At 40.6% G+C, this 14,389-nt stretch carries 13 protein-coding genes; all 13 read right to left on the reverse strand.

Features of this window, described 5'->3' with window-relative positions:
- Positions 1-28 precede the first annotated feature (28 nt).
- Positions 29-1,123, reverse strand: coding sequence for a BMP family lipoprotein (locus tag AMD01_RS12075; protein ID WP_053401651.1), 1,095 nt, complete (start codon positions 1,121-1,123; stop codon positions 29-31).
- Positions 1,124-1,264: 141 nt separating this feature from the next.
- Complete coding sequence (locus tag AMD01_RS12080; protein WP_053401652.1) at positions 1,265-1,990, reverse strand: GntR family transcriptional regulator; 726 nt, start codon at positions 1,988-1,990, stop codon at positions 1,265-1,267.
- A 515-nt stretch (positions 1,991-2,505) separates the two neighbouring features.
- Positions 2,506-4,893 (reverse strand): DNA translocase FtsK, encoded by a 2,388-nt coding sequence (locus tag AMD01_RS12085; RefSeq protein WP_053401773.1) that lies wholly within the window; start codon positions 4,891-4,893, stop codon positions 2,506-2,508.
- 257 nt (positions 4,894-5,150) lie between these two features.
- Entirely contained in the window at positions 5,151-5,357 is a 207-nt protein-coding gene (locus tag AMD01_RS12090) for a YlzJ-like family protein (protein WP_053401653.1), read from the reverse strand.
- Positions 5,354-6,106 carry a ClpP family protease gene (locus tag AMD01_RS12095; protein ID WP_053401654.1) on the reverse strand — a complete coding sequence of 251 codons (753 nt, stop codon included), beginning with the start codon at positions 6,104-6,106 and terminating at the stop codon, positions 5,354-5,356. Before AMD01_RS12095 ends, AMD01_RS12090 begins: the two co-directional genes overlap by 4 nt.
- 181 nt (positions 6,107-6,287) lie before the next feature.
- Entirely contained in the window at positions 6,288-7,955 is a 1,668-nt protein-coding gene (locus AMD01_RS12100; RefSeq protein WP_157052716.1) for a ribonuclease J, read from the reverse strand.
- Positions 7,956-8,146: 191 nt separating this feature from the next.
- The gene (locus AMD01_RS12105) at positions 8,147-8,758 is read right to left on the reverse strand and encodes a sterol desaturase family protein (protein ID WP_053401655.1); all 612 of its coding nucleotides are present in this window, start codon (positions 8,756-8,758) and stop codon (positions 8,147-8,149) included.
- A 110-nt stretch (positions 8,759-8,868) separates the two neighbouring features.
- Complete coding sequence (dapA, locus tag AMD01_RS12110) at positions 8,869-9,741, reverse strand: 4-hydroxy-tetrahydrodipicolinate synthase (RefSeq protein ID WP_053401656.1); 873 nt, start codon at positions 9,739-9,741, stop codon at positions 8,869-8,871.
- 21 nt (positions 9,742-9,762) lie between these two features.
- A complete protein-coding gene (dapG, locus tag AMD01_RS12115) occupies positions 9,763-10,989 on the reverse strand; it encodes an aspartate kinase (protein ID WP_053401657.1) in 1,227 nt (408 codons plus the stop codon).
- Positions 10,990-11,023: 34 nt separating this feature from the next.
- Entirely contained in the window at positions 11,024-12,070 is a 1,047-nt protein-coding gene (gene asd, locus AMD01_RS12120; protein WP_053401658.1) for an aspartate-semialdehyde dehydrogenase, read from the reverse strand.
- Positions 12,071-12,298: 228 nt separating this feature from the next.
- Positions 12,299-12,904 carry a dipicolinate synthase subunit B gene (dpaB, locus tag AMD01_RS12125; RefSeq protein ID WP_053401659.1) on the reverse strand — a complete coding sequence of 202 codons (606 nt, stop codon included), beginning with the start codon at positions 12,902-12,904 and terminating at the stop codon, positions 12,299-12,301.
- Entirely contained in the window at positions 12,901-13,803 is a 903-nt protein-coding gene (gene dpaA, locus AMD01_RS12130; protein ID WP_053401660.1) for a dipicolinic acid synthetase subunit A, read from the reverse strand. Before dpaA ends, dpaB begins: the two co-directional genes overlap by 4 nt.
- A gap of 312 nt (positions 13,804-14,115) precedes the next feature.
- Entirely contained in the window at positions 14,116-14,367 is a 252-nt protein-coding gene (locus AMD01_RS12135) for a YlmC/YmxH family sporulation protein (RefSeq protein WP_053401661.1), read from the reverse strand.
- Positions 14,368-14,389: the final 22 nt, after the last annotated feature.

The following is a 14,389-nucleotide window of genomic DNA, read 5'->3' on the forward strand; positions in this document are numbered from 1 at the left end:
TCATTACTTTATGAGCCTATGCTCACGTTTATTTTAAAGTTGATTCAAATTCTTTGTACTCATCGTCAGTTGCTGGTACTTTGATTTCGCCTTTAAGAATCTTTTGTTGGTACTCGTCTACTAATTTTAACGTTTCTTCAGTAAGATTGTCTTTTGTTGGGGCGATTCCAACGCCATCTTCTTCAAGACCGAATACTACTTCTTTACCACCAGGGAATTTCCCATCCATTGCTTCTTGTGTTACTTCTTGAACCGCTACGTCTACACGTTTGATCATTGAAGTTAACGTTACGTTCTCAGGCATACCTTCTTCATGTTGGTCACGGTCAACACCGATTACCCATACATCTTGACCTTTTTTCTTACGGTTTTTCGCTTCAGTGAACACACCGTTTCCTGTACCACCAGCTGAATGATAAATAATATCAGCGCCTTGCTCGTACATTGTTGCTGCGATTGATGAACCTTTTTCTGGCGCATTGAAATCACCAGCGTATTGAACAATTATTTCTGCCTTAGGGTTAACTGATTTTACACCCGCTTTAAATCCGCTTTCGAATTTTTTAATTAACGGAGAGTCTACTCCACCAATGAAGCCAATTTTGTTTGTTTTCGTCTGGTTTGCTGCAGCTACACCTACTAAGAAAGAACCAACGTTTTCTTTGAAAGTAATTGCCGCTACGTTATCTAATGTAACAGGATTTCCTTTTGCATCTGTTAAAATGCTGTCAACTAGCGCAAAGTTTGATTTCGGATTTTGCTCTGCTGCTTTTTGAATATCATCTTCCATTAAGAAGCCGATTCCGAATGTTAAATCATAATTTGCCTCTACAAATTTGCTTAAGTTTGGCTGATAGTCGTCAGCTTTTGTAGATTGAAGATATTTGTAGCCTGTGCCTTCTTCAAGACCATGCTTTTTACCAAATGCTTGTAAACCTTCCCAAGCGGATTGGTTAAATGATTTATCATCAACCCCACCTGTATCTGTAACCATACCTACTTTAAAGTTTGATTTTTTGCCGTCTCCGCCTGCTTTTTCAGCATTGTCAGAACCACAAGCACCCAAAATTGTTCCTGCCGCTAACACTAATGATAACGCTAAACCTGCTTTAACCTTTTTCATTGATAAATGACCCCCAATTTTTTTCTAAGAATGATGGATATGCTAAAAAAAGTAACCTATTTATTACCTTTTTTTACATTCACCTCCTCAAAAGCGTTTCCAAAACCAATAAAAAATTTTCTGAAAATTTAACGCAAACTATTAAGTTCTTTTTCTCAAAACGTGGAAGCTGAATTGATCCGCTTTAAAATAGTTCAATGAATAAAGAATAGGATCGTCTTGTACGTCGTAGTGCATTTGTTTTAGTGTCAAAAGTGCTGTTTCTGGGTTGCACTCTAGGACTGGTGACACTTTTTCATGATAACCGATCGGCTCTATATGAGCAATCGCATATGAGATTTTTTTCCCAGCCTGCAAGTTTAATACGTCTAGTAATGATTCTAATTCACCAGAAAAATAGTTTGGTAGATATTTCCTCGGTACTCGGTCTACGCAGTACACAACGGGCTGTCCATCCGCAGTACGAACGCGCTCAATCATTAAAATTAAATCGCCTTCCTCACATTGAAATCGCTCTCTATCCTCTTCCGTTGCTTCTTGAATTTGAGTGGATAAAAAGATTGTTCCCGGCTTCATTCCTGCTTGCTTAATCATATCTGTGACACTGCTTAGCTGTTCAATTCCCGAACTGAACGTCGGTCTACTGTTAATAAATGTACCGACTCCGTGTCGTCTAATAATTACATTCTCTTCTTCAAGAATTCGAAGAGCCTCACGCAACGTTGCGCGACTGACACCTAGTTGTTTCGATAAATCAAACTCAGATGGAAGACGCTCTTTTTCTTTGTAGACACCTTCTGCAATCTTCTGCTTAATGTTATCGATTACTTGCAAATACAGATGTCGACTATCTACTTTTATAGACATATCGGTTCCCCCATACAAAAATATCTGTCATCAGACATCTGATGTTTTACGCCTATCATAACCGAAAATAATATATCATTTTTCGACAAATAAATAAATAGGTTATATTAATTTTATTAAAAAACTTTTAAAAATTTATTAATTTTCTAATAAAGTGCTACAATAACCGAACTTTACATTATATTTGTATATCTTTAATCCATTTTACCTAGTTAATTTCTTCTATCTCTATATAGAAAAAATTAGTAGCTATTTTATTTCCTTTATTTATTTGTACTCTTTTCCATAGCCTATTTTGCACTATCTGTAGCTAGAAATCCTCCACTTTAAAAAGAAGATAAATCTTGTCGGTTTCCTTTATTTTCATTTCTTTTTTCATCGGTTTTAAAACGTAAACGATTACTATTACTATTTACTCACAAACATTTTAATATTTATTCCTTAATATGCATGTCCAATCGATAAAAAAAGAAGAATGAATGGAATTCACTCTTCTTTTTTGTATATTCTCTGTATTATGAGCCTACTTCTTCATTTCCGTATTGTGAGATGAGAACAGCTCGTGGTTTGCTTCCTTCATATGGTCCTACGACACCGCGTTGCTCCATTGCATCAATCAATCGCGCTGCACGGTTGTAGCCCACGCGGAATCGACGTTGAATCATCGAGACAGAAGCCGTCTGCATTTCAACGACAAGCTGCACAGCTTCGTCGTATAAATCATCATCAAAGTCATCTGTTTGCTCAGGCTCATCGCTTGGAATCATGCTTTCCTGATATTGAGCCTTTTGTTGCGAGATAACGAAATCTACTACGGTTTCTACTTCATCATCTGACAAGAATGCACCTTGAACACGTACAGGCTTTGATGCCCCTACAGGCATAAAGAGCATGTCCCCACGGCCGAGTAGCTTCTCTGCTCCCCCCATATCCAAAATGGTTCTTGAATCGGTTTGGGACGATACGCTAAACGCGATACGTGAAGGGATATTCGCTTTAATGACCCCAGTGATGACGTCAACAGACGGACGCTGCGTGGCAATGATTAAATGAATGCCAGCTGCACGAGCCATCTGCGCTAATCGTGTGATCGCATCTTCTACGTCTGATGAAGCGACCATCATCAAATCAGCAAGCTCATCAACAATCACCACAATGTAAGGCAAGTGCGGCTGCTTTGCTTCTTCTTCTTCATTATGTCGCGTTACGTATTCATTGTAACCTTCAATATTTCTTGTGCCCGTATGAGAGAATAACTCATAGCGGCGCTCCATTTCACTTACTACTTTTTTCAATGCCTGTGATGCTTTTTTCGGATCCGTTACAACGGGAGCGAGTAAATGAGGAATTCCATTATACACGTTCAGCTCAACCATTTTAGGGTCGATCATCATCAGCTTTACTTCGTGAGGCTTTGCACGCATTAAAATACTGACGATAATTCCGTTGATACAAACACTTTTCCCACTACCCGTTGCTCCTGCAACGAGAAGATGGGGCATTTTATTCAGTTCGGCTAGAACCGCCTCACCAGAAATATCACGACCTAATCCAACTAAAAGTTTTGAGTCTGGTCGTTTATTTTGCTTTGTCTCAAGCACCTCACGGATTGATACCATTGCAACCTCTTCGTTCGGTACTTCGATTCCAACAGCTGATTTCCCAGGAATTGGCGCTTCAATTCGAATATCTTTTGCTGCAAGTGCTAGCGCCAAATCATCGCTTAAGTTCACGATTTTACTTACCTTCACTCCGACATCCGGATGCACTTCATACTTCGTAACGGCTGGACCGAGATGAACTTTCTCCACTGTTGCTTTTACGCCAAAGCTTTGAAACGTTTTTTCCAGTTTTTCAGCGTTTGCATAAATATTTTTATGCTCTTTCGCCTGGTTACTTTTCTTCGGTACAGCAAGAAGCGTGACAGGAGGAAGCTCATAAGATGTATTTTCCTGCTCAACAAAATTCATAATCGGTGCCGGCTTCTCTTCTATCTCTGCCTTTTCCTTAGGTGTAGCTGAAGCTTTCACAGGCGGTTCCACTTTTAGCACTGGAGGAGTAGCCGAAATCGCCGCGTCTTCCTCCTCTTGATCAAAGTGTGCAATAATTTGTGGTCCCCCTGCTGTTCGTGGTGTTGGTATCGGCGCTGGTGCCTCTTGCTGCTCATTAGTTTCCTCTTCCTGTGGAGGCTCCACATTTTTCACCTTTTTACGCTTTGGACGTGGTGTTCGTGCTTGTTTTGGCTGACTCTTCTTTTCATTCAGCCAATCCTTCATATCCTCAATGCCTTCTTGCACCTCATTTACGATAAAGGAACCAATTGGCTTAATGATACGAAACAAGGTTTCTTGCAACGAACGACCTGTAATTAAAATAATTCCCACAATGATTAAAATAGAGGCCATTAATTCCGTTCCAAGCTGATCAAATAAGTAATAAGAAGCGGCAAACATCACTGCACCAATCATCCCACCACCGAGATCGCTGCCTGTCGCCTTGCCTTGTGCCTCAAGCCAAAATAAATCCCACGTATTCATAATGACGGATGGATCTTGAAACATTCCGTCTCGTGATAAATTTTGAAATAAGGTCACATGACTAAATAACAGGATGGCGAGTATAACAATATAAATACCAATTAACGGTCTTGAGACAAAACTTGGACGCTGTCTCTTCCAGATAATATACACAGCAACAATTAATAAGCCAATGAGGTTGAGCATGTACCATTCACCTGTAAAAAATCGGATAAACAGCACAAGCGTTTCACCTACTACTCCAAGCTCAGCCATTCCAATACATGCAAGTGCAAATAGAAACAGCCCAATTAATTCATACTGTAAAATTTTCTTCCATTCTTCTTTCTTTGCTTCACTTCGTTTTCGTTGTTTTTTCTTAGCCATTCTTTCACTCCAATCACCCGACACAGATTGCGCTGTAAAAATGATCCTATACAAAAAGTACACCATTTCTTTGCAATCCCCTGCTTGTTCCCTTAAAAACTTCAAAAAGACACCTCTCCATTGTCTTTTATGATCGTGCGTTCTCACGCCAATTAGACAAGGAGCGATGCCTCAAGAACACGTTCGACGTGCTTTCGATGTATCCTATTATACCATATTCTCTTTCAGTTTCTATGATATGCTAATGAATTTAAGCCTTACATCACCGTTTCGCCAGGCTGATAGCGACTATCTAGGTAATCTTGTGGATTTGTGCTTAGCATACGGACAATCTGATGTTGTCCATTCTCATTTTGCGTAACGACAAACGGAATTCCGTTGTATTCTACAACCTTTTGTTCTGCCTCCGTAACTGATTCAGTCGGAAAAATCAGCTCTTGCGGCATCATTGTGTATAAAATCATTGAAGAAGATGCTCCTCATTGGACTGATCTTCGTGACCAATCAACTCATTTAGCTTACGAAGAGCTTGCCCGATTCCGCCTACTTCATCAATTAAGCCGTACTCTACCGCGTCTGCTCCGACCACATTTGTACCGATATCACGCGTTAAATTTCCTTTTGAAAGCATCAGCTCTTTAAATTTTTCTTCCTGAATATTTGAATGCTTCGTTACAAAATTAATGACGCGCTCTTGCATTTTATCAAGATATTCAAAGCTTTGCGGTACCCCGATAACAAGACCCGTTAGTCGTACCGGATGAATTGTCATCGTAGCCGTTTCCGCGATAAACGAATAATCCGTTGATACAGCAATAGGAACCCCAATGGAATGCCCACCACCTAGTACGATCGATACGGACGGTTTGGAGAGAGACGCAATCATTTCTGAAATCGCAAGGCCTGCCTCAACGTCTCCACCGACTGTATTGAGAATAATTAAAAGACCTTCAATATTTGGGTTTTGTTCAATTGCTACGATTTGTGGAATAACGTGCTCATACTTTGTCGTTTTATTTTGTGGTGGAAGCTGCATATGCCCTTCAATTTGACCGACGATTGTTAGACAGTGAATCTTCGTATCTGGCGTCATCTGAGCAACATTTGTTTGACCAAGCTGTTGGATTTTATTTACTAGATCTGATTTATTTTGCTTTTGTTCGTCTTGTTGAGGAGCTGCTTCTGCAGACTGGTATTGATTTTCATTTGTCAATGCGCTCCCGCTCCTTTCGATAGTGGAATATTGTTAGTATGAGCGCTCTGTTCATTTTCATGCTTACTTTCCTTTTTTAACTTCATTCTTCTCTCACAAAAAAAAGAACGGATTAGAACCTGTGAGGGCACTAATCCATCCTTTTGCTTTTCTACGACTATTTGACTTTGAGCTGTTGTGCTTATATTTCCATAATAATTGGTAAAATCATTGGGCGTCTCTTTGTTTTTTCATATAAAAATTGATTGAGGCTCTCTCTCATTCCTAATTTAAGGGAGGACCATTCGATTGTGCGTTCACGAATAGAGTCTACAAGCAGCTGCTCTACTCGTTCTGTAGCCTCACGTAATAGCTGCTCAGACTCTCGAACATATACGAACCCTCTTGAAATAATTTCAGGACCTGTCACAATTTTTCGATTTGCCTTGTCAATGGTAACGACTACAAGTAGAATTCCGTCCTGTGACAGAAGACGGCGATCACGTAACACGATGTTTCCTACGTCTCCTACGCCTAATCCATCAATGAGCGTGTTTCCAGATGGTACTTTTGTGGAAACAGACGGTGTTCCTTTTTTATAATCAATTACGTCCCCTTTATCAACGATAAAGATGCGGTCTTTTGATAGTCCTACTTCTGCTGCGAGCTTTGCATGAGCCATTTGCATGCGATATTCGCCCTGAATCGGTATAAAATAGGTCGGTTTCATAAGATTAAGCATGAACTTTAGCTCTTCTTGACTTCCGTTTCCTGATACCGTCACAGGCTGGCGGCCATATATTACTTTTGCTCCCGTACGGAACAATTGATCAATAATTTTCGAGAAAGGTAGCTCATTTCGTGGTGCAGAAACGACTGAAATAATAATCGTATCTGTTTGCTTTACTCCAACAAATTTATCATTTTGACGTAGCATACGAACGAATGGTAGAAGTGGTTCCTGATGCGTTCCTGCTGTCAAAACGACAATCTCTGAATCGCTATATTTGCTCATCTCCTGAGGAGAAACAAACAGTTCCTCTGGCACAGACAACTGGTCGAGGTCACTTGCTATGTCAACCATGCGCTGAAGCGTACGACCTAACACGACTACTTTCCGATTTGTTTCTATGGCTGCGTCAATTACCTGCTGAATTCGGTACATGTGAGTGAGAGTTGTAGCAACAATTACTCGCTGTTTTGCTTGACGGAATGATTTCATCATCTCATTTGCTACAGAAGCTTCAGAGGCCGTATAACCTGGTCGCTCAGCATTCGTGCTATCTGATAATAAAAACAGTACGCCATCTTCTCCAAGCGCTGCCATCTTCCCAATATCGGCACGCTGATTGCCAACAGGTGTTTGATCAAATTTAAAATCTCCTGTATGGACGATTGCCCCTTCCGACGTGTGAAATGCGATCCCAATTGAGCCTGGAATGCTATGGCTTGTGGAGAAGAATGTAACGTTTGTTCGCTCGTGGCGAATCGTTTTATCCGTATCAATGACATATAATAATTGCTTTTTGTTCACGCCAACTTCTGAGAGCTTTTCTTTCGCTAACGCAATCGTGAATTTTGTTCCGTAAACTGGCGCATCTAGCTTACGCAAAATAAATGGTAAACCGCCGATATTTTCATCGTGCCCGTGAGTAAGGAAGATCGCTCTCACTCGATGCTTGTTTTCTAGTAAGTATGAAACGTCTGGAATGACGACATCAATACCGAACATTCCCGTTTCTGGAGACATAAGACCTGCGTCTACTACATAGATATCGTCATCCAATTCTACTACATACATGTTTTTGCCTATTTCTCCTACTCCTCCTAGAGCGAAGATTTTGATATTTTCTGTCTTTTTCATATTCAACCTAGTTCCTCCTACATCATATAAAGCCGCTCAAAGTCACTTACTAGTATTATAACTGATGTAGAAAATGCTGTACAATGATTTTCCTTGACTGGAAACCATTTTTCAACAGAATAACGTGCGAACAATTCTTTTTAGGTCATCCTCTTGTTATACGTAAAATACTTCTTTCAAGTTTTCCTGCTCTCTCTTTAGCGGCTATTTTCTAAGTTTTTAGCCGTTTCACTCGTTTGTACTTTCTTTTCACTTTCTAACGTTCCAAACAAAACATCCATAAACGGATTTGATACGCCAAACCAATAATTTTCATTTTTGTAGTGATGAAGAATGTGGGTTTTTTTTAGCCACTTACCTAGACGAGTCTTTGGTTTAAGAGGACGATGAGCAACATAATGTTTCCATTCATACGCCAAAAGCATTGCGATTAGCCCCGTTCCAAATGCGATCGTTGATGTGAAGCTCCCAACCCCTACATAATAAATGCTGCTTAAGATCGCAAAGTTTGGAATGCTGTACCAAATAGGCAAAAAGAGCAGGTGCAAATCATTTGGATTTGTATGATGGTCATAATGTAAGCGCTTTAATATATTTAGAAAAAAAGGATTTTTCGGTGCTTTTAAATGAAACAGAAATCGGTGCGTGAAATATTCACTGAACATAAATACAATTAGTCCGATACTAACATGCAACAACAGCCACCATGTAATTCCCTGTACGCTTAAAAATACAACACCTGATACCAAACATAAAATCAAAACGGAAATATCAAAAAACAAAAAGAAATCGGTATACAGCTTTTTCATTTTTCCTCCCTCTTTCCTATCCCTTTTGATATTGTATATTCCCCTTCTTTCATCATTATCCTTTTCATACAGAGAAAAATCCTATGCCGATGTGACATAGGATTCCTTTTTTATAACGTTTCAAGAAGTTGTACAAGCGTTGTACGCTCAGTTTCTGTTAAAGGAATTAATGGAAGGCGCACAGGTCCTGTATCTAGTCCCTTTAATTGAAGAGCTGTCTTCACTGGGGTTGGACTCGGTGCTGCGAACATCCCCTTCATGACAGGTGCTAAGCGCTGATGCTGCTTCGCTGCTTGTGGATAATGGCCGCTTTCAAATAAGCGAACCATTTCCTGCATTTCGTTTCCAATTACGTGTGAGGCAACAGATACAATTCCATTTGCTCCAATAGCTAAAGAAGGTAATGTTAAGCTGTCATCGCCGCTATATACAGCAAAATCATCCGGTGTATTGGCAATGAATTCAGTCATTGTATCGAGATCTCCGCCTGCATCTTTAATTGCGACCACATTTGGAAGTTGTGACAAACGCACAACCGTCTCAACTGAAAGACTTACAATCGAACGCCCCGGCACATTATAAAGCATTACAGGGAGCTTTGTGCTTTCTGCGATCGTTTTGAAGTGAAGATACAAGCCCTCTTGGCTCGGCTTATTGTAATACGGTGCGACAAGCATTACTGCATTTACACCAATTTCTTCTGCTTTCTTTGTCATCTCAATTGATGCACGCGTATTGTTGCTTCCTGTCCCCGCAATAACAGGAACACGTCCATCGACAACTTCTACCACATGGCGGAAAAGAGCAAGCTTTTCCTCATTTGTTAAAGTCGGTGATTCGCCAGTAGTCCCTGCTATAACAAGGGAATCAGAACCATTATCGATTAAGTAATTAATCAGTTCGGTCGTTTTGGCAAAATCAATGTTTTCTTTATTATCAAAAGGGGTGACCATTGCAGTTGCAACTTTCCCAAAATCAATCATGCTTTCACTCCTAATACTTGTTTATACATTCATTTTTGAAAGCTCAAATGCATTATGAAGTGCATTAACCGCTTGTTTTAGATCTTCTTCTTTTACTAATACCCAAATCGTTGTATGGCTATCAGCTGATTGAAGAATTTGAATTCCCTCTTGTGACAAAGCGGTCACAATTTTTGCGGTTACACCAGGTACTCCGGCAATTCCCGCTCCTACTGTTGATACTTTCGCACAATGACGTGTTACGACTGGATCATGACCAAGTTCATTCAGAACTTCAATGGCACGATTTGTCGCTTCATTTGTAACTGTATACACGACGGCATTTGGAGAAATGTTAATAAAATCAACGCTAATTTCTTCATTCGCCATCGCTCGGAACACTTCCGATTGAAGATCATAGTGACCCTCTTTGGCTTTTACTTTAATTTGTGTCACGTTTGAAACATGGGCAATCCCTGTTACGAGACGCTCTTGAATATCACTACCATGGCCTTTTGCATGACCAAGAGAGGTGACAAGTGTTCCTTCAGACTCAGAGTACGTAGAGCGAACGCGCATTGGAATTTTTGCCTGCATGGCAATTTCAACTGCACGTGGATGAACGACTTTTGCTCCCTGATAAGCCATGTTGCAAATTTCATTGTACGTTAATACCGAAAGAGGACGCGCATCTTCCACAATACGTGGATCTGCAGTCATAACCCCTTCTACATCGGTAAAAATGTCAATAAAATCAGCTTCAAGCGCTGCTCCAAGTGCTGAAGCAGACGTGTCACTGCCGCCACGGCCAAGTGTTGTAATATCACCGCTCATGGTAGCCCCCTGGAACCCTGCAACTACGACTACATCATGCGCTTCAAGCTCTTGTAGCACGCGGTCACAGTTCATCTCAAGGATTTTGGCATTTGTAAAATCGTTGTTCGTTTGGAATCCAGCTTGAGCACCGCTAAGTGCTGTCGCGTTCATTCCATTCGTATTTAACATGTTGGTAAATACAACGGAAGAAATTAATTCTCCGCATGACATGAGCATATCTAGTTCACGCTTATTTAGAAGCGCTTCGTTTGCATCGACTAAGGACAACAGTGTGTCAGTAGCGTAAGGTTCTCCCTTACGTCCCATTGCTGAAACGACAACAACCACCTTGTAATCTTCGTTTAACGCATGTCTGATATGTTCTAAAGCCATGGTGCGTCCGCGTTCATCGCGGACCGAAGTACCTCCAAATTTTTGGACTATAATCTTCATACTTCCACCTCGTTCGTTGCTTCAGATCGTGTTGTTATTTAACAAGTCCAAGCTTCAGTAAAGATTCAGCGATCTGCACAGAGTTCCATGCAGCGCCCTTTAATAGATTATCAGAAACAACCCATAGATGGAAACCTGTATCCTTATCTAAATCTTTACGAATACGTCCGACAAATGTATCATTTTTCCCTACAGCATCGGCCGGCATTGGATATACTTGGTTTTCTGGATCGTCTTGTAATACTACACCAGGTGCAGTTGAAAGTAGTGATTTTACTTCTTGCGCTGAAACACCTTGCTTGTTAATTTCAATATATACAGATTCAGAGTGTCCTGTGACAACTGGAAGACGAACACATGTCGCTGCTACTGAAAGTTCAGGCATATGCATAATTTTCTTCGTTTCATTGATCATTTTCATCTCTTCAAACGTAAATCCATTGTCTTGGAATTTATCGATTTGTGGGATCGCATTAAACGCAATTTGATAATGCTTTTTATCGCCACCCACTGGAAGAATTTCAGGTGTGAACTCTTCACCATTTAAAATAGCCTGTGCTTGTGTTTTTAATTCGTCGATTGCAGCTGCACCCGCACCTGATACCGCTTGGTAAGTGGATACGACTACTTTATCTAAGCCAAATGCCTGACGGATCGGTTCTAGTGCGACAACCATTTGAATCGTTGAACAGTTTGGATTTGCAATGATTCCGTTGTGAAGCTTAATATCTTCTTCATTCACTTCTGGTACAACTAAAGGTACGTTCGGATCCATGCGGTATGCACTTGTGTTGTCCACAACAATTGCACCACGTTTGACTGCTTCAGGTGCAAATTGCTTTGATACGCTACCACCTGCGCTGAACAGTGCGATTTGAACGCCTTCAAAGCTTTCAGGAGTTGCTTCTTGCACTTCATATTCTTGCCCTTTAAAAGAAACTTTTTTACCTGCTGAACGTGCAGATGAAAGAAGTGTAAGTTTACCAATTGGAAAATCTCGTTTTTCAAGTGTGGCAAGCATTTGCTGCCCCACTGCTCCTGTTGCTCCAACTACTGCTACGTGTAATCCATTCTCTGACATATTCGTTCCCTCCAAATTCGGTTCACAATTCCCATTTCATCTTTGTACTTGTTATTATTAAGTAAGGATTGTTATGTTTTATCGAGCTTTGACAGGGTTTTGGCGTCTGATATGACGTCATCATCCTGCTTATGCGGGATAAATGAATAGCTATTATTTTATCATACTATTACGCTAAAGAAGAGAAGATTTTATAAAATCTTCTCTTCCCCATTCTATCAATTTTCCTCATTTTTCGCTATCACGGAATTTCTCGACAATAACCGGCTGTAATTGCTCGCCTTTTAAGGCTGCTAACACCGTATCGACGAGTTGCTCCATCCGAGCGACCATTGAGCTTGGTTTGCCAATCGGATCGTCTTGACCAAATGGGATGAAATAAATGTCTTTAGCTGCCATAAGCCTCATTAAATTCACACCGTTTAATCCAAGTGCATCGTTTGTTGAAATACCAAGTACGACTGGACGATGATTACGCATGGTCGCTTTCGCTGCCATCAAAACAGGTGATTCGTTCATTGCATTCGCAAATTTACTCATGCTGTTTCCTGTCATCGGTGCGATAATCATACAATCGAGTGGAAGCTTCGGTCCTAACGGCTCTGCTTTTACGATCGTATCGACAACCGGATTTCCTGTAATATCCTCAATGCGTTTAATCCATTCTTCACTCTCTCCGAATCGTGTGCTCGTTGTTTGCACAGTATATGACACAACTGGAATCACTTCTGCACCTAGCGAGACGAGCTTTTCAATTTGAGGCATCACTTCTTCATATGTGCAATGAGAACCAGTCAAGCCAAAGCCAATTCGTCTTCCTTTAAATGATGTCAAGGTTTTTTCTCCTCTCTTTTCTTTGCTTCCTCAGTTAATAGCTGCGCCAAAACGTTCGCTAAAATTTTCCCCGCTGTTTTAGGAGCAACAATACCTGGAAGCCCTGGTGCGAGTATTGCCTTAATACCGCGTTTCTCAGCGTATCTAAAATCAGTACCGCCCGGTTTGGATGCCAAATCAATAATGAATGCATGAGACGGCATTTTCGAAATAACACCGGTCGTTAAGATTGGATACGGAATTGTATTAATGCAAATATCAACGTTCGTCGCATGCTGTGCCAAATCAGCTAACTGAAACGGAGTCAGCCCCATTTCCGTAATACGAGCGATATGCTCTGACTTTCTTGCGCCTACTTTCACATGTGCCCCTAATGAAGCGAAGGAGCGGGCAACACTCATTCCGACTCGCCCTAATCCTAAAACGAGGATATTTGAGCCATGAATCGTGAAATCCGTGTGCTGAATCGCCATCATGATTGTTCCTTCGACCGTCGGAATTGAATTGTAGATGGCCACGTCATCGCGTTCAAACAACTGTACTAAGCGACGCTTCGTGTTTTTCACAAGCGTGTTTAGATAATCATTGGTGATGCCTGAGTATAAAACACAGTGAGATGGTGTTTGTTCGACCATCTTTTGAGTAAGTATTACTTTTTCATTTGAAAAAATGGTATCGACTTGCCCTTCGTGGTTTGTGCCCGGGACTGGAAGAATAATCGCATCCACATCTGAAAAGTTTACTTCAGTAATTTGATATTTGGTTGCACCTGCAAACCCGTGATCAAGCTGATCAAATCCTATCAATGATACTTTGGCATCTAATTCAATTAGTTTTCGAATAACTTCCAACTGTCTCGCATCACCACCGATGACAGCGATATGCAAATCAGTCAACATCTTATTAGTTCACCTTCTTTTCCTAAGATGCGTGCTTTGTGGGGTATTAAAAAAGGCTGCCATAAATTCTATTGAAATCATACCTTTTGCCTAACGACCTTTTTCTCCAACATATTATGTTCTAGGGCGGTAATGGGTGAATCTTTCTTCGCTTTCTTATTGAAACTGTATCTTTTTTCTTATTTATTATTTAGAACATAGTTTTATTAGTTAGAATATAAACTTCTTCATCTACTATGTATCTCCCTATTAAACGTTTAGGGGATTATTTTCATAAAAAAAAACCTCTCTGACAACTGTCAGAGAGGTTTCTCATTCGCTTAGCTCATACTCGGCAATATCCACAATAATCATATCCATACCGATCTTTTGAATATGACTCCACGGAACTCGAATTTCGTTTCCTTGGCGCTTAAAGCCAAACCATTTTACAGTCGGGATGATCAATGCATTGATTTGTCCTGACTGCTCGTTAATTTCCAAATCCGTTTGACCTAAAATGCCGAGGCGTTCCGCTTTTTTTATATCCACAATTTCTTTTCCACTAAGCTCACTTAACCGCATCTTTTCCACCCCTTCGCAATGT

The organism is Priestia koreensis (genome assembly GCF_001274935.1).
GTDB lineage: Bacteria > Bacillota > Bacilli > Bacillales > Bacillaceae_H > Bacillus_AG > Bacillus_AG koreensis.

What these genes read in the sequence shown, in the direction of transcription:
- asd (WP_053401658.1), bottom strand. Translation starts at nt 12,070, where the DNA reads ATGTCAGAGAATGGATTACACGTAGCAGTAGTTGGAGCAACAGGAGCA.
- dapG (WP_053401657.1), bottom strand. Translation starts at nt 10,989, where the DNA reads ATGAAGATTATAGTCCAAAAATTTGGAGGTACTTCGGTCCGCGATGAA.
- AMD01_RS12080 (WP_053401652.1), bottom strand. Translation starts at nt 1,990, where the DNA reads ATGTCTATAAAAGTAGATAGTCGACATCTGTATTTGCAAGTAATCGAT.
- dpaA (WP_053401660.1), bottom strand. Translation starts at nt 13,803, where the DNA reads ATGTTGACTGATTTGCATATCGCTGTCATCGGTGGTGATGCGAGACAG.
- AMD01_RS12075 (WP_053401651.1), bottom strand. Translation starts at nt 1,123, where the DNA reads ATGAAAAAGGTTAAAGCAGGTTTAGCGTTATCATTAGTGTTAGCGGCA.
- AMD01_RS12105 (WP_053401655.1), bottom strand. Translation starts at nt 8,758, where the DNA reads ATGAAAAAGCTGTATACCGATTTCTTTTTGTTTTTTGATATTTCCGTT.
- dapA (WP_053401656.1), bottom strand. Translation starts at nt 9,741, where the DNA reads ATGATTGATTTTGGGAAAGTTGCAACTGCAATGGTCACCCCTTTTGAT.
- AMD01_RS12090 (WP_053401653.1), bottom strand. Translation starts at nt 5,357, where the DNA reads ATGATTTTATACACAATGATGCCGCAAGAGCTGATTTTTCCGACTGAA.
- AMD01_RS12135 (WP_053401661.1), bottom strand. Translation starts at nt 14,367, where the DNA reads ATGCGGTTAAGTGAGCTTAGTGGAAAAGAAATTGTGGATATAAAAAAA.
- AMD01_RS12085 (WP_053401773.1), bottom strand. Translation starts at nt 4,893, where the DNA reads ATGGCTAAGAAAAAACAACGAAAACGAAGTGAAGCAAAGAAAGAAGAA.